This window comes from Shewanella sp. SW24, from assembly GCF_025653395.1.
Classification (GTDB): domain Bacteria; phylum Pseudomonadota; class Gammaproteobacteria; order Enterobacterales; family Shewanellaceae; genus Shewanella; species Shewanella oncorhynchi.
Genome location: NZ_JAKKSH010000005.1, coordinates 175,291 through 197,446, shown reverse-complemented (window position 1 = coordinate 197,446; position 22,156 = coordinate 175,291). Strand labels below are relative to the sequence as shown.

18 protein-coding genes and 1 pseudogene are annotated in these 22,156 nt (G+C 46.0%); 10 read left to right on the top strand and 9 right to left on the bottom strand.

What is annotated here, in order from left to right:
* Window positions 1-164: pseudogene (locus L5M17_RS06755) on the bottom strand (IS110 family transposase); the annotation flags it as partial.
* Window positions 165-355: 191 nt separating this feature from the next.
* Between L5M17_RS06755 and L5M17_RS06750 the strand changes: the two are divergent.
* On the top strand, window positions 356-2,773 hold the full coding sequence (locus L5M17_RS06750; protein WP_263146134.1) for a Lon protease family protein: 2,418 nt from the start codon (window positions 356-358) through the stop codon (window positions 2,771-2,773).
* A 71-nt stretch (window positions 2,774-2,844) separates the two neighbouring features.
* On the opposite strand, the gene L5M17_RS06745 is transcribed toward L5M17_RS06750, so the two are convergent.
* The gene (locus L5M17_RS06745; protein ID WP_263146132.1) at window positions 2,845-3,912 is read right to left on the bottom strand and encodes an alkene reductase; all 1,068 of its coding nucleotides are present in this window, start codon (window positions 3,910-3,912) and stop codon (window positions 2,845-2,847) included.
* A 133-nt stretch (window positions 3,913-4,045) separates the two neighbouring features.
* Between L5M17_RS06745 and L5M17_RS06740 the strand changes: the two genes are divergently transcribed.
* Window positions 4,046-4,627 (top strand): TetR/AcrR family transcriptional regulator, encoded by a 582-nt coding sequence (locus tag L5M17_RS06740; RefSeq protein ID WP_263146130.1) that lies wholly within the window; start codon window positions 4,046-4,048, stop codon window positions 4,625-4,627.
* Window positions 4,628-4,803: 176 nt separating this feature from the next.
* Here L5M17_RS06740 and L5M17_RS06735 read toward each other — a convergent pair whose 3' ends face one another.
* Window positions 4,804-5,028: a TIGR02922 family protein gene (locus tag L5M17_RS06735; RefSeq protein ID WP_028760777.1), complete on the bottom strand. Its 225-nt coding sequence runs from the start codon at window positions 5,026-5,028 to the stop codon at window positions 4,804-4,806.
* Window positions 5,029-5,360: 332 nt separating this feature from the next.
* Window positions 5,361-6,929 carry a methyl-accepting chemotaxis protein gene (locus tag L5M17_RS06730; RefSeq protein ID WP_263146127.1) on the bottom strand — a complete coding sequence of 523 codons (1,569 nt, stop codon included), beginning with the start codon at window positions 6,927-6,929 and terminating at the stop codon, window positions 5,361-5,363.
* A 435-nt stretch (window positions 6,930-7,364) separates the two neighbouring features.
* Here L5M17_RS06730 and L5M17_RS06725 point away from each other — a divergent pair, with 435 nt between their 5' ends.
* Window positions 7,365-8,087, top strand: coding sequence for a YebC/PmpR family DNA-binding transcriptional regulator (locus L5M17_RS06725; protein ID WP_028760779.1), 723 nt, complete (start codon window positions 7,365-7,367; stop codon window positions 8,085-8,087).
* 65 nt (window positions 8,088-8,152) lie between these two features.
* Here the strand turns inward: L5M17_RS06725 and L5M17_RS06720 are convergent, their stop codons facing one another.
* A complete protein-coding gene (locus L5M17_RS06720; protein WP_263146124.1) occupies window positions 8,153-9,817 on the bottom strand; it encodes a carotenoid oxygenase family protein in 1,665 nt (554 codons plus the stop codon).
* A gap of 14 nt (window positions 9,818-9,831) precedes the next feature.
* The gene (locus L5M17_RS06715; RefSeq protein ID WP_219234069.1) at window positions 9,832-10,341 is read right to left on the bottom strand and encodes a DUF2141 domain-containing protein; all 510 of its coding nucleotides are present in this window, start codon (window positions 10,339-10,341) and stop codon (window positions 9,832-9,834) included.
* 183 nt (window positions 10,342-10,524) lie between these two features.
* On the opposite strand from L5M17_RS06715, the gene L5M17_RS06710 reads away from it, so the two are divergent.
* Both L5M17_RS06710 and L5M17_RS06705 read left to right on the top strand, forming a co-directional pair.
* On the top strand, window positions 10,525-11,718 hold the full coding sequence (locus tag L5M17_RS06710) for a sensor histidine kinase (RefSeq protein ID WP_263146120.1): 1,194 nt from the start codon (window positions 10,525-10,527) through the stop codon (window positions 11,716-11,718).
* Between the two features lie 30 nt (window positions 11,719-11,748).
* Window positions 11,749-12,399, top strand: coding sequence for a response regulator transcription factor (locus L5M17_RS06705; RefSeq protein ID WP_263146118.1), 651 nt, complete (start codon window positions 11,749-11,751; stop codon window positions 12,397-12,399).
* Window positions 12,400-12,492: 93 nt separating this feature from the next.
* Here the strand turns inward: L5M17_RS06705 and hpf are convergent, their stop codons facing one another.
* Both hpf and L5M17_RS06695 read right to left on the bottom strand, forming a co-directional pair.
* Window positions 12,493-12,849, bottom strand: coding sequence for a ribosome hibernation-promoting factor, HPF/YfiA family (gene hpf / locus L5M17_RS06700; RefSeq protein ID WP_028760784.1), 357 nt, complete (start codon window positions 12,847-12,849; stop codon window positions 12,493-12,495).
* Window positions 12,850-13,097: 248 nt separating this feature from the next.
* Window positions 13,098-14,666, bottom strand: coding sequence for a methyl-accepting chemotaxis protein (locus L5M17_RS06695; RefSeq protein ID WP_263146115.1), 1,569 nt, complete (start codon window positions 14,664-14,666; stop codon window positions 13,098-13,100).
* A gap of 428 nt (window positions 14,667-15,094) precedes the next feature.
* Between L5M17_RS06695 and L5M17_RS06690 the strand changes: the two genes are divergently transcribed.
* From L5M17_RS06690 to L5M17_RS06670, 5 genes are all read left to right on the top strand, one after another.
* A complete protein-coding gene (locus L5M17_RS06690) occupies window positions 15,095-15,469 on the top strand; it encodes a DUF3649 domain-containing protein (protein ID WP_131523016.1) in 375 nt (124 codons plus the stop codon).
* Window position 15,470: 1 nt separating this feature from the next.
* Window positions 15,471-17,141, top strand: a complete 1,671-nt coding sequence (locus L5M17_RS06685; protein WP_263146112.1) for a PepSY-associated TM helix domain-containing protein — start codon at window positions 15,471-15,473, stop codon at window positions 17,139-17,141.
* A complete protein-coding gene (locus tag L5M17_RS06680) occupies window positions 17,138-17,488 on the top strand; it encodes a DUF3325 domain-containing protein (protein WP_113940646.1) in 351 nt (116 codons plus the stop codon). Before L5M17_RS06685 ends, L5M17_RS06680 begins: the two co-directional genes overlap by 4 nt.
* A gap of 87 nt (window positions 17,489-17,575) precedes the next feature.
* The gene (locus L5M17_RS06675; RefSeq protein ID WP_028760789.1) at window positions 17,576-18,013 is read left to right on the top strand and encodes an OsmC family protein; all 438 of its coding nucleotides are present in this window, start codon (window positions 17,576-17,578) and stop codon (window positions 18,011-18,013) included.
* 224 nt (window positions 18,014-18,237) lie between these two features.
* Window positions 18,238-18,678: a hypothetical protein gene (locus L5M17_RS06670; RefSeq protein WP_219253032.1), complete on the top strand. Its 441-nt coding sequence runs from the start codon at window positions 18,238-18,240 to the stop codon at window positions 18,676-18,678.
* A gap of 106 nt (window positions 18,679-18,784) precedes the next feature.
* On the opposite strand, the gene L5M17_RS06665 is transcribed toward L5M17_RS06670, so the two are convergent.
* Window positions 18,785-22,069 carry a S41 family peptidase gene (locus tag L5M17_RS06665; protein ID WP_263146105.1) on the bottom strand — a complete coding sequence of 1,095 codons (3,285 nt, stop codon included), beginning with the start codon at window positions 22,067-22,069 and terminating at the stop codon, window positions 18,785-18,787.
* Window positions 22,070-22,156 lie beyond the last annotated feature (87 nt).

Here is a 22,156-nt window from a genome sequence, read left to right as displayed (position 1 = left end):
CCACACGCCTCCATAACGATAAGGCAAGGCTCAATTTTCGCGACAAAGGGCAGCAAGTCTTTGCGTCTAAGCATTTTCTTTTTGATTAACTTGCCTGCTTTATCGACACCAACAGCATGAAAAACAGACTTTGCGATATCTAAACCGATTGTAGTAATCTTCATAGGTGGACCCGTCCTCTTTCTGATGAGTTTTAGCGACTACATCGTGGCCCATTGCGAGGCCGATTAAAAGTGGATGGGTCCATTCYATTATCCCTAAAGACATATATCAGCAATAACAGGGTTTTGATTGACAAAAATGCTATCTTATTGTCTACAATGGAAATAATAAGGCTGAAAAACCAAGGATATTTATGCCCACTGACGTCGTATCAAGCCAAGCTACCCTGCTCAACAGTAAACAATTATATCGCATTTGCGAACTCGACCAATTAAGCACAGATTGCCAATCGACAGCAGAACTCACACCTCTCAATGATATTGTCGGCCAAGAACGCGCCCAGCAAGCGGTAGAGTTTGCAATGGGAATTAAAGAAAAGGGTTACAACATCTACGCCATAGGTCAGAACGGCCTCGGCAAACGGACCATGATGCTGCGTTACCTAAGCCGTCACGAGCCAAACGACCATACCCTGTACGATTGGTGCTATGTGGTTAATTTCGATGATACCCGTTGCCCTAAAGTGCTGAAACTGAGTGCAGGGACTGGGCTTGAATTTAAAAAAGCCGTCGAAAAGTTGATGCTTAAACTTGTCAAAGCTATGCCTTTAGCCTTTGATAATGAAATGTATTATGCCCGCACCGAAAAGCTCAAAAGCCAATTATCACAGAAACAAGAAGTCGCACTCACTGAATTAACCGAAGAAGCAAAACAAAAAGGCATCAGCCTCAGTTTAACCATGCAGGGCGACTATCAAATGGTAGCGCTCAATGGTGAAGAACCCCATGACGAAGCTTCATTCGAAGCATTGACAGAGACTGAACGTAGTCAATTTGAAAGTAATATCAATGGCCTAGAAGTTAAACTGCGCGGTATTATTCGCCAAATCACTGAATGGGAAGAAGAATTCAGCGACAAGCAGCAAGAGCATGACGAACAAGTCGCCAAAGAAGTATTAATCCATTTTATTAAGCCACTCAAAGATAAGTTCAAGCACCAGCCCGAAGCGCGGACTTTCTTAACCGGTATGCAGGCGGATATCTTAGACAATTTAGATATCTTTTTAGAAGAAAGTGAAGAACAACTGGGCCTAGCCTACGCTTCCCTTGAAAAGAAAATGCCCCGCCGCTACCAAGTTAACGTTTTGGTCGCTCAAGGGACTCAAAAATTCCCTATTGTCGTAGAAGAAAGCCCAAGTTATCACAGCCTATTTGGCTATGTGGAAAATGCTACCTTCAGGGGGACAGTGTTCACCGACTTCTCACTTATCCGCTCAGGCAGTCTGCACAAAGCTAACGGCGGCGTGTTATTGATGGATGCGGTAAAAGTGTTAGAACGCCCTTACGTGTGGGACGGGTTAAAACGCGCCCTGCGTTCACGCAAACTGGATTTAAGCTCACTCGAGCGGGAAGTGTCACTGTCGGGCACTATTTCATTAGCGCCTGAGCCTATCCCCTTAGATGTGAAAATTATTCTGTTTGGCGATCATGAAACTTATCAGCTGTTACAGCACTATGATCCTGACTTCAGTGAGTTATTCCGCGTTACCGCCGATTTTGAAGATGTGATGGACAGAACCTCAACTTCTGAGGCGCACTATGCCCGCTTTATTTCGAGCATAGTTCACGACAACAACATGCTGCACTGCGACCGCGCCGCCATAGCGCGCATCATTGAATACAGCTCGCGGGAAGCCGAAGACCAACAAAAACTGTCGCTACACTCGGCCAATATTGCCAACCTACTGCGGGAATCAAACTACTGCGCTAAATCGGCAGGCAGTCAGCAAATTTTAGTGCCGCACGTTGAGCAAGCACTGCGAAATCAAGAGCAAAGAGTCTCGCGTCTTCACGACAACATAATGCAAAGCTTTACCAACGGCACGACCTTGATTAGCACTCAGGGCAAAGTGGTTGGGCAAATCAATGCCTTATCCGTCATCTCGACCTCAGATCATCAGTTTGGTATGCCCAATCGCATCACAGCAACCACAGCCTTTGGTAAGGGTGAAGTGATGGATATCGAGCACAGAGTCAAACTTGGAGGCCGGATCCATTCTAAGGGCGTGTTGATCTTAACCGCTTATTTAGCCTCAGTTTTAGGTAAGACGGCGCAAATCCCGCTCACCACTTACCTCACCTTTGAGCAATCATACAGCGGTGTGGACGGTGACAGCGCGTCAATGGCCGAATGCTGCGCCATTATCTCGGCTATTAGCGAGCAAGCAATTAGGCAAGATATTGCCATCACAGGTTCGATGAACCAATTTGGTGAGGCTCAGCCCATTGGCGGCGTGAATGAAAAAATTGAAGGCTTCTTCGATGTCTGCAAAATAAAAGGCCGTACGCCGGAGCAAGGGGTGATTATTCCGGCCTCGAACATGGCCAACCTTATGCTGCGCAAAGACATTGTCGATGCAGTGGCACAGGGGAAATTCCATATTTGGGCTATTACCCATGTGACTCAAGCCATGGAATTGCTGCTTGGTAAAACCGCAGGAAGTTTGTCGCAAACGGCCACACCTAGCCAAGGGCAATATTCTCCCGAGAGCATTTTTGGCATCGCTCAGCAAAAGCTCACCGCACTCAGATCCTTAGTTAAAACGGATTAAATAAAAGGCACGAGATAAACGAAAAGGGTTAGCCAATGCTAACCCTTTCTTTATAAAGCTATTAAATGAAATTACACTAAGCTTGCTAGCATGTCATCGCTGTAAGGAACCAGTTCAACGCCATCACGAACGCGAGCAACATAGTCAGGATTGGCAATGAATGGGCGACCAATAGCAATCAAATCAAACTTATTCGCCGCAATCGCTTCACTGGCGGTTTCAGCGCTGTAGCTTCCAACTCCCACTAAGGTTTTGCCATAGTGTGCGCGCACATAGCTTGAAGCTCTGCCACCAAGATAATCGAATTCCATGCTGTCATCGAAAATCCCAATATGTACAAAAGCGATATCGCGGGATTCCAGCTCAGGCAAGAAGTAATCGAATACTTCGCGGTCACGACTATCTGCCGCCATATTGAAATAAGCCCCTGGAGAAATCCGTAAACCGGTTCTGTCTTTGCCGATACAAGCCACAACAGCATCGACAACCTCAAGCGCAAAACGGGACATATTGGCAGGTGTTCCACCGTATTCATCGGTGCGGCGATTGCTGTCATGGTGCAAGAAAGTGTCAATCAAATAACCATTTGCACCGTGGATTTCGACGCCATCGAACCCAGCTTCAATGGCATTTTCCGCCGCTTTGGCGTAATCACGCACTAGGCCTTGAATATCCTCAAGTGTGGCAGGTTTTGGTGTGACATAAGTCAGTTCGCGCATTCTTGGCACGCTGCCTTCAATTTTCTGCGCTGATGCCGCAAGCACATCGCCACCACCGAAAAAGTGTGGATGAGCGACGCGGCCCGTATGCCATAACTGCACAAAAATCTTACCGCCATTGGCATGTACCGCATCGGTCACTTTACGCCAGCCAGCAATTTGCGCTTGAGTAAAAATACCAGGGGTATTTGGGTAACCTTGAGCATCGGGACGAATAATAGTCGCCTCTGTGATGATCAAACCCGCTTCGGCGCGGCGTGCATAATAGGCAACCATATCATCGGTCGGCACTAAATCGGCATCCGCCATACAACGGGTTAAAGGTGCCATTAAAATACGATTATTTAAGGTAATAGTGTCATTAAGTGAGTAGGTATCGAACAGATTTTCCAATGAATTTGGCGTGGTTTGTGTGGTCATTTTCTCAGTTCCATTCTTGAATATGCATTCAAGATATTATTATTTGAACGATCATTCAAGTTCATTTTTGAATGTTTGTTCAAATTTAGGTAGAATCTGGCCTAAGCGTTTCTATACAAGTGAATTAAATTCGATGCGTAATGCAGAGTTCGACCGAGAACAGGTACTTCGCGGCGCTATGGCCGCCTTCATGCACAAGGGTTACACCAAAACGAGCATGCAAGATCTTACTCAAGCCACGGGATTACATCCGGGGTCGATTTACTGTGCCTTCACTAATAAACGCGGGTTATTAATCGCGGCCATTGAGCAATATCAACTCGACAGAAACGAGCAATTCAACAATCTATTCGGCAATGGCGAGAATGTGCTGACTAATTTGAAAACCTACTTAGATCATCTCGTTATTGAATGTCTGAGTTGCGATAGCGCCCAAGCTTGCTTACTGACAAAAGCGTTAAATGAAATTGCAGAGCAAGATGTTGAGATCCGGGACATCATCAATCAGTATCTACAATCTTGGCAGCAAGCACTCACACTACAATTTGCCACCGCAACGTTACAAAGACTCCTCCAAGGCAATCGCAGCAGCGAGCAAAGAGCCCAATATTTAATGATGGGAATTTATGGTTTAAGAACCTTCGCCCACACCCATCCTAATGCCGAAACCTTACAGTACCTTGCAGACCAATTAATGGCAGAAGTCTGCCATTAAAGTGCGTTAATTTGTGGGACAGTAAATATCTGAATGACTAACCGAATATGATTAGGCGAACAAGCGCTAACATTAATAGAAATAGATGTATTGAATAGAATTTTTGCAGAAGATGTCGGGACGATAATTTAGCAAAGCGAATTATTCGTCCCAAGAATGACGATTAGTTTAAAATGTTAACCTATATTAGCTTGAGCAAACACTCGCTCGCCTAATGAATTCAATATCTTACACTCACCTTCAAGTACAGCAATGATAGATTTTCCCTTGCGGAAACTTGCAGGTATCATCACACGCCCAGCTTCACTCACTGGCAAATTACCTAATACGGCGTTGTGCATAATTAACCCTACGGGCGCATCATAATATAAAACAGTTACAGTCGCTTGATTTGCTTGCATCACATTTAACTCACATTAAGCAGCATCTACTGCGTTATATTTACGTCGCAAGAGAGCTCCCTGTCCTTAACATTTTAAAATATCCAGAAAGATATTTTAAACATTTTAAATCAATTGCTTAAGGTCTTATTCAAATTTTATGATTTTTTATTGGATACAATACTGTCTTATACTGTACACCTTGGGCTATTTAAGCACTTCGGCAAAAAGATGCCAATCTATTTCTATTATGTTAATCAATTACCCACTATCGATCACATATAAGACACAAATAAAGATGCGTTTTTATGCATTTTTTAGAGTAAATAACCTAAATTTGAGTTATCAGTAATCTACTTAGCTTTAAATCCCACTCGAAATCCGCCCCAATGTTTACCGTTTACAAAAATGGGTACCGACAAGTCGTGCATCACTTCGCCCGTATCGCGTTTATAAGTTTGCAATAGCACAGGTTCAGTATGGGCGCCGCAACGGATCCCTGTCGGATCATTAAACAAGCGTTTGGTTCGATTGTGCACCATATCAACCTCAACTTTGCCTGTCAGTGCTTGGCTAAAGCGTTTATTATGGGTCGGAAAATAACCTTTCCTATCAACGGCTCCCGCATAAATAATTTCGCTGTGTTTTGCCAGAATGGGCTCTTGAATTGTTGGAAAATGCTGATCGGTATAACGATCGAAAGCCGTGCTGTATTTCTGCGGCTGAGTATTGGTAATAGGTTGGTATTTAGGATTAAACAAATCAGCCTCGCTAAAACTGCCACTGGCTAAACCTTGTGCTAACTTGTCACCGCACGCTTTAGCTGCAACATTCGCCAATTGCAGAACCTGCTGATCGAAGGTTTGTGTATCCCATTTAGACAGCGCTTTAAAAATACCCTCAGTGGTCAAGGATAAAGTAAAGGCCTGCTCGGATACGCTATGACTCTGTTTACCCGTCGAATTTAACGAGTCACGTATTTGAGTCACCGAGCGGCTAATGTCGTTAGTAGTGTTGTTATATTGTTTGAGTGAATCTTCCATATCACCTAAGGCATGGGCCGATTGGGTCACAGAAGCCGAAATCTCAGTGAAGTGCGCGTCTAACTCGCCCATAGCCGCGACCACATCGGCGGTTTGCGTTACGACCCTTTCCATCAGCCCAGAAGTTTTATCCGTTTCACTGCGGATTTCTAATAGCATTTTGCCAATATCTTGGGTTGCACCCGCGGTTTTACCCGCAAGGCTGCGTACTTCGTCTGCCACTACCGCAAAACCTCGACCCTGCTCTCCCGCACGAGCCGCTTCGATGGCCGCATTTAACGCCAACAGATTAGTTTGCTCGGCAACGGAGTTAATCACTTCGGTAATTTTTTGGATTTCTTCGGCTCTTGATTTAAGCGCCTGCACTTGCTCAGCGGCAGTATCAATATCCGTACTCAGTGAACGAATAGCCGCAACACCTTTCTGAGCTTGACTTCGTCCCTGCACGCTAACGCGCTCAGCCTCTTGAGCTTGGCCTAAAATATCGGCGGCATTATCACCAAGTTGGGCCGTAGTGTGGCTCAATTGCCCTGCAGCAACAGCAATGGCACTGGCATGCTCGCCATTTGATTCAATTGATTTATTCAATAAATCAATAAAATGCGACACCTCAGCCGAACCGATAGCAATTTTGCTGGTTTGCACACTAATGTCGTGGGCGGGAATGCTTTGCTCTTGTAATGCCTTAATGTTTGCCTCATCGGTGTCGAGCTTAGCCTTAGATGCGCGCAAACACACCCACACCACTAAGCCACAGGCAAGAACGCCCAAGATCAACGCCTGCACAATACTCGGAAGATGCAGTCCCTCAAGTAATAAACTCCCTAGAGTGACCAGTATGAAACTGATGAAAATTAAAATTTTGTGCTGTATTTCCATATACTTCCCGTAACTGCGCAAGGTAAAAATGAAAGGGAAATGCTAAGAGTCGAATCATTAGCCTTCGTTCAGTTGGTATCAATTACAGCGGCTATTGCTTACAACTGACGAGGGAGGGCTAACTATGATAGCGCTCAAGATTTATAGTTTTAGTCTATTTCTCTGAATAAGCTAGATAATTTATCTCGCTAAATAAACAAAGTAGAAGTTAGCTATCATCAACAGTCTCACGAGCGTATGGCATTAGACATTAGTATTAATCTATCGCGATATAGTCCTAGCCTATCTAAAAGCGGATCTTCCTTGATAAAACCAACTTTGCCCTGAAATGCGTGCCCCGTCGCCTTCTAGGTAATAAATCACATAGGGACGACTGCACTTATGCCAAGAAAACTGCTAATATCGGCGCAATTTTTTTGAGCTAACGAGATCAAGATGGGCAGAGCATATCAAAACAAGAAAGAATCCATGGCGAAAACAGCCGGTCAAAAAACCCGCATTTATTCACGCTACGGTAAAGAGATTTACGTTGTCGCTAAGCAAGGCGGCGTTGAGCCCGATGGAAACTTATCACTGCGTCGCTTAATTGAACGCGCTAAGAAAGACCAAGTGCCTGCGCATGTTATTGAACGCGCAATTGAAAAAGCCAAAGGCGGCGGTGGTGAAGATTACGATACCGCCCGTTACGAAGGTTTTGGTCCTGGCAACTGCATGGTCATTGTTGACTGCTTAACCGATAACGTAAAACGTACCTTCACCGAAGTGCGTCAAGCCTTCGTGAAAAACGATGCCAAACTCGGCGGCCCTGGTACAGTTGGCCACATGTTTGATCATCAAGCCGTGTTCGTGTTTGCGGGTGATGACGAAGATGCGATTTTAGAACTGCTGATGATGGCTGACGTTGATGTAAGCGATGTTGAGCTGGAAGATGGCTTAATCACAGTTTACGCGCCGCACACTGAGTACTTTAAAGTCAAAACAGCGCTGACCGAAGCGATGCCAGAGGTTAACTTTGAATTTGACAATATCACCTTCGTACCGCAGGACATGACTAAAGTTGAAGGTGAAGATGTCGTTATGTTTGAAAAGTTTATTGCCGCACTTGAAGATTGTGACGACGTACAAAACGTCTATCACAATGCGGAAATTGATGACTAAACGTTTCTTTCGCCTGAAACAAAAACGCAGCCAAGAGCTGCGTTTTTTATTTATAGATCAAAATATTAAGCTTCAATAAAGCAGCCATGAAACCCTAGTGGCAATACCCTGTTCATTTGAGCTGAAGCGATGGGGCCCGCACTGATATCACTGGCACGAAACAAAGACAAACCAGACTGTGCATTATGGTAATCGAGCCAAGTCATCAGTAAATAGGCTTCGTGCTGCTCAGTGGCGGGGATATAGAGCGGCTCTTCGGCAATTTTGCCTTTGCCAAGATAAAACGCGCTATAGCTCGCGTCGCCAAGTGTATCCGCACTGTGCTTGCTGCTGTCTTTTGCATTATGAATACAATACAGAGTGTTACTTAGCCCTGATTCAGAGTCAGATTCTGCTTCATATTTAAAGTTAGAGCTGGAGCCAGAGTTAACAGCTGAATCTGATCTTGCTCCAACGCCAAATAACGGAGCAAACGCCGAAGCCCCACCTGTTTTCTCTGCAAACGCTTTTTCACCGCTAGTTTGTTTCTTACTCATAATGTGCTGCGAAAACTGGGGGAACTCCATCATCACGCCGCTGCGCTTAATACGTGCAGAGAAAGACAAGGTCTCCGCAAACTGCGCTTTGCTAGCTGCTGTGAGTGGTACTGTGAGCGGTACTGTGATAGTCACTAACTCTGCATGGGGTGTCTTAGTTTTACGCTCCCCCGTCAGTAACCCCTTCATCCCTTGGGTTAAAATAGCTGAATTGGGATAGAGGCAAAGCTGCACAGAAAGTTCGTCATTCTTCTCAATGGCTTGACCAAAGTGAAACACAAATCCCGCAGGTAGCAGGTATAACTGGCGCACGCTAAAATCAGCTTTGTCGATGACTAGTAATTGCGATGGCAATTCGGGGCGCCATTTAAAGGCATCAACATAGGTTTCGCCCTCTTCATACACGCAGGATGAAATGTAAAACACCAGCTTATTCTCACTCTGCGCGAAGGCATGTAAGTAACTCGCCTGTGGCAATTCAATCACTTCCATTCTGGCTATGCTGTCATCGGGTGCCACTTGATACACAAGTAATTGCTTCTCACCACCGACATACCAGACGCCAAAATTCCATAGTCCACCTTGTCCATCATCGAGTGGATGGGCGGAAAAGGGTAAACCCTTAAACTTGTCGCCAAAGCTTTTAACACCAAGCGTGGTTAAGGTCTGAGCATCGAGTCGATAGGGTGACCCCGCCTCCCATAAAGCGAGCAACTCGCCGTGGCGCGGCAATAAACTGGTATTGGCCACATTCAAGTCATCGTTATTTCGAATAGGTAAAGCATTGGGGATCACTGTGCCTGCGGTCGTGTACTTAAACGCGCCAGCGGCCTCTTCGACTTTAAACTTCTTTGTTTGGATGAACTTGGCCTGATGCTGAATTTGCCCATTGCTCACACTAAACTGTTGCACCATGCCATCGCCATCGAACCAATGCTGATATGCCTTACCTGCCCGAGACATTTTCGCTGGCCCATTACGATATAGATTCCCACTCAACTGCGCTGGCCACTCACCCGAAACCTGCATAGTCAGTGGCTGATAGTCACCTTCAGCACCACTAAATCCAATAGCCCAAGGCTCACGTGCGACCGTTTGTGCGCTATCCAGCGCCAATAACTTATCCACTGAACTGGCCCAAACAGCGGTCGTCATTAGGACGGCTGAGCCTGCTAGAAATTGACGTCTATCCATGGTGCAGCCCCCTCTTAGCGAATGTGTATAGTGATTTGAGCATCGGCCTGCAAACTAAAGCTGGCGTCTTTAAAGCTCGCAGGTCCAAAACTGCCGGCGTTATTGCTAAAGCCATAGCCTTCACTCGGCACACCTAACATATTGGTATCTAAACTGTGATTGTTGTTTTCATCATGAAAGACCTTTACCGCGTATTGGCCATCGGCGAGATCGCTAAATACCAGCCTATGCTCTGTCTTAGTGACGGGTTTTATCATAGACGCGCTAGGATTATGGCCTGCAGCGTAATCCTCGGCATTGGCATAAAGCTCAACCATCAAGGCGCCGGTTTGTACTTGAATATTATCGATATCGACAGTCAAGGTATGTGCCTGGCTCTCAGCCGACATGCTTCCTGCCGACACACTTCCAGCCGACAAGAGCGAGCAAGCTAAGCCTGCGCCCCAAATCGCTGATAACGCCCTTTTCGTCTTATTAGCTTGGGAAAACTGTGTTTTTGTCATAGCCGAGTTCACGTGTTTCATGTCTTACTCCTGTTATTTGCGCTCATAAGTAACTGCGATGGAGTTAGCTTAAAAAATCACAGGACGAAAAACAGGTGCCAAAAGTCATGAAACAAAATGATAACAACATGACTTTTGGCATAGTGACATCTGGCGGTGATACCCTAGAATGGTCGGCAGAATTGGATTAAGGAATAGACATTCGTGCTAGAAAATCGATTAGCGAAAGAAGAAAACATGTTGATTGCCGCTGGAGTGCTCACTTGGGCATTAGTCGCTTGGGTTGGGATAAACCAAGCCGCATTACATACATGGCAAGGCATGCTCAATGTAACACTTTATGGGCTGTATTTAGTGCAATTTATACTGATAGCTACCGATAAAGTTGCGCATAATAATATTCAACTTCGCCGCATAACCACGCTAGTGATGCCGTTGACCGTGATGAGCTTAATGCTCACAGCAAACAACGCATTACTGCCTATCCTCTTCGTCATTTGGGCGTCACTGTTGCCTGAGTTTTTTAGTCGTCGCCAAGCCATTTCACAGCTAGTGTTGGTCAATGTTGTTTATTACCTACTGCAGCAATGGCAATTGCATGAACAAAGCAATGTGTTCAATATTTTGATTTATCTTGGTTTTCAATTCTTTGCCTACAGCAGTAGCCAAGCAAGGCTTTCTGAACGTAAATCACGTTTGATACAAGAACAGCTAAACCAACAACTTATTGCCACTCGCGCGCTGCTGAGCCAAGCCAGCGAACAGCAAGAAAGATTAAGGATATCACGCGATTTGCACGACATTCTCGGCCACCAACTCACAGCGCTTTCCCTGCAATTGGAAGTACTAAGCCATACAGCGCCCGAGGAGCTCAAACCTCAAGTTAACCAAAGTAAATCCTTAGCTAAAGAGCTACTTGAAAGTATTCGCGCCGTCGTCAGGGCGCAAAGAGTGCAAGTCGGATTGGATTTAGTCCCACCTTTAGAGGCACTGATGACCCGCTTACCCAACGTGACTCTTAACTGCAAAGGGATGAAGCCACTGCAATCAGCCGAACTGACTCAGGCACTACTGTTAGTGCTGCATGAAGGCATCAGCAACGCCGTTCGTCACGGCAAGGCGAATCAACTGCAATTGAGCATGCAAGACTCCCAAAGCGCGCTGGTATTGCAACTAAGCGACAACGGCATGGGGCTAACACGGGGAGCCGCGCGAAACGCATCAGCTAAAAGCGGCACAGGGCTAAACGGTACAGGACAGTTCGGCACTGGGCAGTTCGGTACTGGGCTCGGCGGCATGCAGGAAAGGCTACAACCCTTTAATGGCACCTTGGAGTTAAGGGCAAATGACTCGGCGTCCGGTTGCCAACTCACCCTCACACTCCCAGCACTCGCTTAACTTTTTATTAAAAAAATCTTTGGAATAGCTATGGATATGCAAAACAACATCATCAGTGTCGGTTTAGTGGAAGATCAGCAATTGGTTCGCCAAGGGATCGCTAGCCTGCTCGCTATTTCCGACAACATTCGCGTGTTATGGCAAGCCGAAGACGGTCAAGATGCACTCAAAAAGCTTGCCAGCAATCCCGTCGATGTGCTGCTCAGTGATATCCGTATGCCAAATCTTGATGGTATCGCCATGCTCAAACAGATACGGCAAAGTGCCAATCGCTTACCTGTCATCATGTTAACCACCTTCGACGACAGTGAGTTATTCCTCAATAGTTTACAGGCGGGAGCCAACGGCTTTTTGCTCAAGGACGTGTCACTCGACAAGTTACTGCACGCCATCGAAACCGTCGCCAAAGGCGGCTACTTGATAGAGCCTTCGGTACTCAAACAGATGAGTGAGCCTAAACCTACACCTAGCGTTGGGGTAACTAGAAATGAATTATTGTCGGAACGGGAGCGGGAAATTCTCAGTTTTATGGCGGGCGGCTTCTCCAACAAGGAAATCGCCAATGCGGTATTTTTAGCCGAGGGCACAGTGAAGAATCATGTCTCTAACATACTCACTAAACTCGATTGCCGAGACCGTACCCAAGCTGTGCTCAAGGGATTACAACTGGCATTGATTTAACCCATTAGCATTAAACCAAACCCGATTGCCAACAAAAAGGACCATTTAAGGCCCTTTTTGTGCTCATCTAAAGCGATGAGTTATGGCTAAAACCTAACGAAGATCCATCTCTTGGATAATTTCATGGGCAATAGCTGGCGTTGTACAGCTCGGGGTTTCATGCAAATCCGCTTTTAGCTGACCTTTACGGTGCTTAAGTGCTGCATCTAATTTTTTCGATGCGGCTTTGATTGCTGGGTACATAACCTCATCGGTACCTGAAGCAGAAATACGGCTTCCTTCATAATTCGTACGAAGCTCAACCTGATACTCGCCATGCTCTTTCGCAATAATAATGTCCAGTGCGATCAGAGAGGGGAAATGGGTGGCGATTTTTGCAAATTTTTCGTTAACATCTTCTCTAATAGAATCAGTAACATCGACGTGGTGACCAGAAATATTTATTTTCATAGGTTGTCCCTTTTAGTGTCATTACTTTTATTTTTGCTTCACTAATAGAGCTTGGGGCATGCAGGATAAAACACAAGGGTTATTGGCAAATATTTCGGTCAACTCAGGTATTAGCATCTCCTAAATGTGACCTCCATCAAGAAGTCAAAAATAAAACAGCGAGAAAAACATGATTAAGTGATTGATTTATAAACAGGCATTAATAATAAATCAATCACAAAATGCAATACGACATAAGGTAAATACGCTTAATATTTACGTTGCACACTCTGCTGCCAAAACTGTTGGGACAAATGATGCGTCTTGGTCGATAAACGCGACACTTGATCACCCCGCGCTGCCGCATCGAGCGTCTGCTCTAAACTCTGCTGAGCCAAGTCGCTGATCACATGGATGGCTCGGCTAATTTCTGCGGCCACCGAAGTCTGCTGCGTCATCGCCGCCGCATTATCATCACTCAAAGAATTAATTCGCGAAATAGATGAAAGCAACTCGCCAAAAGCCACACTCGCATCTTGCGCTAAGCTTACCGAACGTTTTACCTGTTCCTGCCCCGCCATCATGGTCGAGGTCGCCCTTTGAGTGCTTTCCCTAAAACGGCTAACAATTAACTCAATTTGCGAGGTGGATTGGCTAGTACGACTCGATAACTGCCTGACCTCATCGGCCACCACGGCAAAACCACGACCACTCTCCCCTGCCCGTGCCGCTTCAATTGCCGCATTTAAGGCTAATAAGTTAGTTTGGTCGGCAATGGCACGTATGACTTCGAGCACTTGGTGAATCGCACTGCTATCTTGTTCAATAGCTTGTACAACATCGGAAAAGTGGCTCACTTGTACACTTAACTGATGTATCGCATCAATAACCGTTTCTAAACGAGAATGCCCGCGTTGAGCCGCCTCATGGCTCGACACCATTTCCGAGGCAGTGCGATGAATGTTTCCCGTTACTTCAGCAAAACTGGCACTCATCTGCTCCATCGCAGTCGCAGCTTGCGTGGTTTGTTCACTCTGACTATCGGCATGCTCCCAAGTGTTTGTAATGGTTTGTTTAAGGCTGACACTTTGTGCTTGGATCTCACTGGCAGAATCAGCCATACGGCCAACAACGCCACCAATTTCAGTGATCAAAAAACGTAGGGCGAGGTCTAATTTACCGATCTCATCTTGGCGGCCGGTGTACACGCCCGTAGCGACGGGATCGTCAATAATGTTAGTTGCCATAGACACAAGCTTTTGCAGCGGCTGCATCAGGTAATACCATGCTAGGCACGCGAGACTCATTCCCACCATCGCGGCAACTATGGGGGAATAACTGGCAATTATCGCCGTAGCCGTAATCGAAACCAACATGGCCAGCAGTATTTTGCCACTGAAACCTAACCTATCTTTACGCAACACTTTAGGTTGCTTGCCCTGATTAATATCACTGTAAATACTCTCAGCGGCTTTAATCTGCTCAGGGGTAGCTTGGCGACGAACAGATTGATACTCATGAACTTTACCATCTTCATACACAGGCGCGACGTAGGCATTCACCCAATAATAGCCGCCCGTTTTGGTGCGATTTTTAACTATCCCCATCCAAGGCTTGCCCTGCTTAATTCGCTCCCAGAGGATCTTAAATGCAGCCGCAGGCATATCTTGATGGCGCACTATATTATGTGGATTCCCTTGCAACTCAGCAACACTAAACCCACTGATCTGCGAAAAGGTCTGATTCACATATTTAATGTTTCCCTTCAGATCCGTCGTTGATAGTAAAATCGCATTATCTGACAGGTGTGTTTCACCATTTGTAGAATTTTTATGCATAGGGTTATCAGGCTAGGTCTCGGTAAAAAAGATAACGCATTCTGCCAAAACCGTCGCCTATCAAAATTGATAAAGCTCACATTGGCAGCATAAAAATTAACCTAATGCTAAACAAGCAGTAACCACTAAACACATATCAACAAATAAAAACAAACAATTGTGACAGGGCGCTCGTTACGCTACATACGTTAAACTCGTCACCCTACACTCGCTAAAGCAGATCAGCTTAAGATCACAAATTCACATTCGAATCTAAATGATATCGTTTATCATTTGGATTAACTAAGTTATACTTCTCGCGGTTAGCTATCTACTGCTATAGAAATGCATTCGTCGTTAAGCCAAAAAGCTCAAGCACACTTTGCAGAATCAACAGTAGCGGATAGCCATAACAGACCCATATTGGCTCGAAATGAGAAGTGGCACTTATGTCTAATACACCCGCGTTTGAAACCTCAACGCAATCTTCTACAACCCAAATGCGCTCGTTCTCGCTGATTTCGCGGGGAATTGTGCAATGGTTTAAGCAAGAGCAATCGCAGTTTGCCTTCAAAGTCTTTGCCCGTGCGAGTGCCGCTCTACTGGCGGGTTATGTTGCTGCTGCAACCTTAGCTTGCCTGCTGACATTAGTACTACCTATGCCGCGCTTTGAAAGCACGATAACGGCCAATATGTTAGCTTTCCTGTTTTATGCCATCGCTATTATTTATGCCTTTTGTGTGCGTAAAACTTGGCATGCGTGGCGAGATTTAGGCTTAGTGAGTTTGTTATGTTTTGGATTGATCAAGGTATGTGGGCAATAAGATGAAAGAAACATTTTTTAGAACTTTATCTTGGCTACATACCTGGGCAGGCTTGCTGGTATGTTGGGTATTATTGTTGATCTTTTTTGCGGGTAGCTTGAGCTATTTTCGCCATGAGATCAGCCTTTGGAATGAACCCGAATTACACAAAGGGGTTTATCAAGACTACCGAGCCGATACCCTCGAAAACCAATTAGATAAAGGTCAAAGTTACATAGAAGCGCATTCGCCGGCAACAGCGCAGCGCTGGATGATAGGTTTTCCAACTGAACGAACCCCCTTTCAAAGCGTTAGCTGGCAACTGCCACCAGAAAAAGGTCAGCGTCGTGGCAAGACTGAAGAACATGTAGCCTTAGCAGATGGCAGCGGCATGATCTCTGAAGTGCGTGAGAGTCGCGGCGGTGATTTCTTCTATCGTCTGCACTTTGACTTGCACTATATGTCCGCTATTACAGCCCGCTATATCGTCGGCGTTTGCACTATGTTTATGCTGATCGCCCTTATCAGTGGCATAGTGATCCACAAACGGATCTTCAAAGATTTGTTCAGTTTTAGACGGGATAAAGGCGCTCGCTCTTGGCTAGACGCGCACAATGTGAGCTCTGTCATCGCCCTACCCTACCATTTGATGATCACTTATACAGGGCTTATTACCCTAATGCTTATCTATATCCCATGGACGGTTAATACCGCCTATTCGGGTGATAACCAAACTTTTTTAAAAGAACTTAATCCCGCCAGACAAACCGAGAAAGCCGCGGGGATTAGTGCGCCACAGGTGCAACTGAGCCAATTACTACCTCAAGTGAAAGCCGCATGGGGCGATGCGCCAATTAAGCAAGTGATAGTGTCATACCCTAAAGATCAAAATAGCCAAGTGACCTTTTACCAAAACACAGGTAAAGATGTGACCGATGAAGCCAATATTTTGATATTCAACGGGGTAAATGGTGAGCTTAAATATGCCAGCCCGCACGAAGCCTCTGGAGCATCCGCGACTTACGATACTATGATGTCGCTGCACACGGCACGTTTTGCCGCACCGCTGCTAAGATTTTTATTCTTTTTCTGCGGTTTATTAGGCTGCGCTATGATCGCGACAGGCACTTTGATGTGGGCCATTCGTCTACGTCAAAAACAGCAAAAATTGATCGATAAGGGCGAGAAACCAAGCTTTGGATTACGTTTAGTTGAAGGGTTAAACTTCATGTTTATCTTAGGATTACCCTTAGGCACTGTAGCCTTCTTTTACGCCAATCGTCTCTTATCGACAAGTTTTGCAAGCCGCTCTGAATGGGAAGTTCACAGTTTCTTTATCGCGTTAGCGGCAATGGGAGTTTGGGCTTTCTTGGGTCGTTCACGTCGCCAGTGGCAAACCGCATTACGACTCACAGGGATTTTGTGCTGTGCGCTGCCCGTGCTCAATGCCTTCACATCACCAAGCAATATCATCGACAATATCCAATCCCATCAATGGGCTTTAGTCGGATTTGACGTGCTCGCAGTGCTACTTGGTGGCGCTATGCTATTTGCCAGTAAAAGAGTGACTTTGATTGCTAAGGCCTCCACTAAACGCCCAGAAAAAGCAAAAAATGCACGTAGAAGCGAATCCCAAACATCCCTTGCCAACGACCTTAGCTCGTCATCTTCATTGGAGGAAGCCAAATCATGATGCCAGAATTTATTCCCCTACTTGGGATCTTAGGTTTGAGTTATCTTTCCCTCGCCCTGTTTGCCTTAGCTAAATTTGGTCACTTCAAGGATGTGTTCAATCGTCCACCAGCACAATGGCAAAGTCGTTTGCTAACCTTGTTTGCTTGGTTACTACTAGCATTTAGCTTAAGTGCCTGCGCGAGCGATCAGGGCTGGGCCTACGGGAGCATTTTGTTTATGGGAATAATTTCCCTCGCGGCAATGCTGGTCATCCTAACGTTAAGCTACAGCCCGCGCCATTTACCGATAGGAATCGTCACTGGCAGCGTGCTCACTGGCACTCTATTACTGAGTGCTGGGATCTAATGTCCAGCTAACACTGGTATGGCGATCATGGCTAAGTGAGCACCGCTAGGCTATAGTGCCCTGATGTCCTTCAGATAGGAGAAAATAATGGGCTTTAACTTAACGGTTAACTGGCAAACCTCGCCCGCCGAAGAAGGCGAATTTTGTCGAGACCACAGTATTACCTTTGGCAGCGGCCAGACGATTCAAGCCTCGTCGGCACCGGAATACAAAGGCAATGGGCAAAATGTCAATCCAGAGGAAAGCCTGTTGGCTGCATTATCCTCATGCCATATGTTGACCTTTCTAGCGATTGCGCATCTTAAGCGCTTACCTGTAACCTCTTATGTGGATAATGCCACTGCAGAGCTGGGTAAAAACGAGGCGGGCAAGTTGGCCGTGACAAAGATGGTGCTCAATCCTAAGGTCATTTTCGCTGAAGGGGTCGAAGTCAGCCAAGAAACCCTTGAGAAAATTCACGAGAAAGCACATGCAAATTGCTTTATCGCTAATAGTTTAGCAACAGATATTCAAATCAAGTTTTAGGATTTGAGCAGATCTTTATGGCCCGCTGATGGTTTTCTTAAGCGGGCTTTTTTATTGCCGCACCGTAAATTAATAGCTGTCTGAATCATTGCTATCATCGAATTATCCGCGCCACCTAACCATCCACAGAGTCTAACTTTTCACCATTATTCAGCTCAGGTCCAGCTTTTAAACAGTACGATAGAAGCCAATCTTAGCTTGGTATCATCTGTTGGAATTAAAAGATGCACATTCAACCACTGCGAAATTCCCTGTCTGTAAGCCCACAAAAAAATGTCTCCACTGCTGAATTTGCACAAGTTAACAATGCCGTTCAAACCAGCGCACCAGCGTCAACTGATACAGTAACGCTTTCTAGCGATGCAAAACAATTGGCGGCGAATACGCAAAAACCAGCAGAAATGCCAGCACTGAGGGATAACATAGAAACCTTAGTCGAATTGAAACACGCGAAGATGAAGTATCAAGTGATCGCCGACATGACCAATTTAGCGACAGGAACGAGCCAAGGGATTTCAGCACCAACGGCCTATTATCTAAGCCATAACGAAGACGCGAGAGCAATGACAGTGAATCACCTTGCCCAACAACAGCAAGTGAACACTATGCAAACCTATGCGGAAACAAGTAAAAATGGGAATAGAAGTATTAATGAATGGGCATAAAAATGGGTGTTGTCTCGGGAACCAAGAGACAACACCCTAACTTTGTACGCGGACATGCTAGCCGAGATACCTTAAATTTCGGTTAAATACTGAATTTAAATATCAATTACTTAGCTTTAATATCCTGTGCCATACCTTTTACAGGCAAAGGTTGCACTTTTAAGGCTGGGATTGGCTGTTTAACCAACTCATCCTTCAAATAACTTATTGCAGTTTCAAGCTGCGCATCTTTGCCATTAAAGGTAGCGAAAGGTAAGTTATCAACTTCAATATCCGGCGTTACGCCATGGCCTTCAAGCACCCAGCGGCCATCCATTGCATACTGTGGATACTCGGCCACCCGCGCCATCCCTTTATCGGTCAACGCATTTCGCCCAGATAACCACACACCCGCACCTGCCGTTTGCTTACCAATTAAGGGCGCAATACCGAGTGCTTTAATCCCTGCGGAGAAGGTTTCGCCGTCGGAATAGGTCAGTTCATCGGTTAACACCACTAAATGACCGCGGAAGGTTTGTTGCATATTGGTGTTTGGCGTGCCGTGGGTCGGTTGCCAAAACGCCCAAGCGCGGCGTAGTAACTTCTCGATAATCCAACTGTCAATATTGCCACCGCGGTTACGGCGAACATCGATAATCAAACCCTCTTTATCGTAGTTGGCATAAAACTCACGGGCGAAACTTTCAATATCACCACCGCCCATGGCATATAAGTGCAAATAACCCATCTTGCCCTGACTTACATCCTCGACCACAGCCGCATTATGGCTCACCCAATCTAAGTAACGTAATTGACTGTCCACCACAGCACTAACGGGCATGACGATGGTTTTATGGGTTTGGCTACCACGCTTAAGCTGTAGTAATACTTGCTTATCCTGTTGATTGCGCAGAAGACGCGTGACGTCGGCCACATTCACTACTGGCGTGCCATTAATAGCCAACAGCATATCGCCTTCTTTAGCATCGACTTCGATACGATTTAACGGTGATGCATTAGCAGGTAACTCAGGATCGTTACTGTAAATGTGCGCAATTTTAACGCCATCTGCAGTTTGTTGTAGGCGCGCGCCAAGGCTTGCCGCTTTAGCCGCATCGGGATCTTGAGGTATGTCACCACCGCGCACCTGTGAGTGCAAAGAATCTAACTCGCCCATCATTTGCATGAAGATGTCATTCAGTTCGTTACGATCGGTCAGGCGGTCGAGCAAAGGCTGATACTTAGCTTTGGTCGCTTGCCAATCGAGGCCGCGCATTTTTTTGTCGAAGAAAGATTCTCGGTGCATCAACCACGCATCTTCAAACATTTGCTGCCATTCAAGCTGCGGAGAAATCGCTAGCTGCCATTGTTCCGTTTGCACTTTGGCATTATCCGTATCGCCTAATTTATCGCCGCCATCAACAATTAGGAGTGATTTCTCATTACTGTGCTTACGTAGCATCAGCTTTTTACCATCGGCAGAAACCTCATATTGGCCAATGTCCTCGGCAAAAACCTCGGCTTTGGGGCTTAATCGGTCAAATTTGATGGTCATTAAATTAGGAGCGACATCGTCGCCAATAGCTTGATCTAACAAATAAAGTCTATCATCGACGACGCGCAGCTTACTGTAATTGCCTGAATCGACAGGCACTTGCCATAAACGCTGGGAGATCCCTGCCCAATCGATTTTTACTGGACTCGGTTTATCCTTAGCATCGGTTTTTTCAACTTGATTAGATTCGAGTTCATTGGGTTTACTAAAGGGGAATTTGGCATTTTTGACCAGTGCGATGGCAAAAATTTGGCTGCGTTTATCAAACACAGGGCCCATGTTTCTATCGCCCCAAGGTGAACTTGGTGTTGCGCTGAATTGGCGGTTTGACAGGAAATATAGCCACTGGCCGTCACTGCTAAAGGTTGGCGAATAGGACTCGTATTTGTCGCTGGTGAGCGTCTCGGCCTTATTTTCATCCACAGAATACAGGACGACTTGCGGACGTTGTTTACCTATTTCCGACTTAGTTAATGCAATAAAACGGCTGTCACCGGACCAGCGGATATCGGCGTAAGGCCCAAGTCCCTCGCCGTTAGTGATGATTTTTTGATTGGTATTTTTCTTTAAGTCGAGCAGCCAAACGTTACCATCGTTATCGTCATGGGCGATAAATCGACCGTCACTGGACAAATTAAGACTCATTCTTAAAGTATGACCGTCTTTGGTTAACTGTTTAGCGCCACTGCTGCCATCAGCAGGGAATTGCCAAATTTCCTGCTGACCTGTCATGTCGCTAATCGCATAAACCGACTTGCTATCTTGGCTCAACACAGCTTCCCTTACGCGATAAGTCCCCGGCAGTGCAACTTGAACTAAACGCGAGCCATCAATACCCGCGATTGCCACGTGGCTGCGGGCGGTGATCACCACTTTATCGCCAGCGGGGGCCAAATTAGTTGAAGAAGCGTAATCCATAGGCTCTGTCACCCAATGCTCACGGCGCTCGGAAAAATCGGAAATGAGTTCAATATTGAGTAACGAGTCTTTAGCGGCCGCAATATCAAACACATGGATATCCGCACCTAACTGGAATACCACTTTGCCTTGGTCCATCCGCGCACCGCGGACCTGCCAATCTTTAAATTGTGTTAACTGTTTTGCATCTGAACCATCGAGCGCACTCGACCAGAGGTTGTCGTTGCCATCGCTGTCGCTAATAAAATAGAGTCTGGCCTGCCATAGCATAGGTTGGCGCACTGAGCCGTCGTGTTGGCCGCTGAGCAACTGTGCTTCGGTTTTGCTGCCGAGTTTAAAGCGCCATAATTCACCTTTTGCACCGCCACGGTACACTTTGGCATTATCGCCAGTCATTTGCAGACCAAAGCGGGTGAAGTACACGTATTCGTTGCGATCATCAATCACACCTTCAACTGCATCGGCTAAGGGTAAATCTGTGGTGGTGAGGGTTTGAGGATCGACGCTGCGCAGCATCCAATTATTAGCAGGACCAAAGCCCGTGTCGGTAGAATATAAAATCTCGCCTTTGGCAGTCCAGCCCTGAACTCGTACACGGCTATTCTCAAAACTCACCCGTTTAGCCACACCGCCCGTAATGGGGATCACATACACTTCGCTCGCGCCTTCATAGTTGGCAACATAAGCAACCCACTTACCGTCGGCCGAAATTGTCGCCCCTAGCTCTTCCGCAGGTAAACTCGTTAAGCGAGTCGCCGCTTTTTGACCTAAGGTCTGAGTCCATAAATCCCCTTCTGCAGTAAAGACTAAGGTTTGAGCGTGCAACGCTGGCGCACGGTAATACCCTTGATTGCTCACCGCATCGGCAGCGATGGTTTGGAACGCTGTTAATGTGCCAAGGGCAAGCATGCAGCAGGCGACAGAATGGCGAAGTTTCATGTATGACCTCTATCCTATTGTTATTTTAGCAATAGACTCTTTACTACGAGATTTTGCTAGCAGATTTAGCGAAGAAATTCTTGCCAT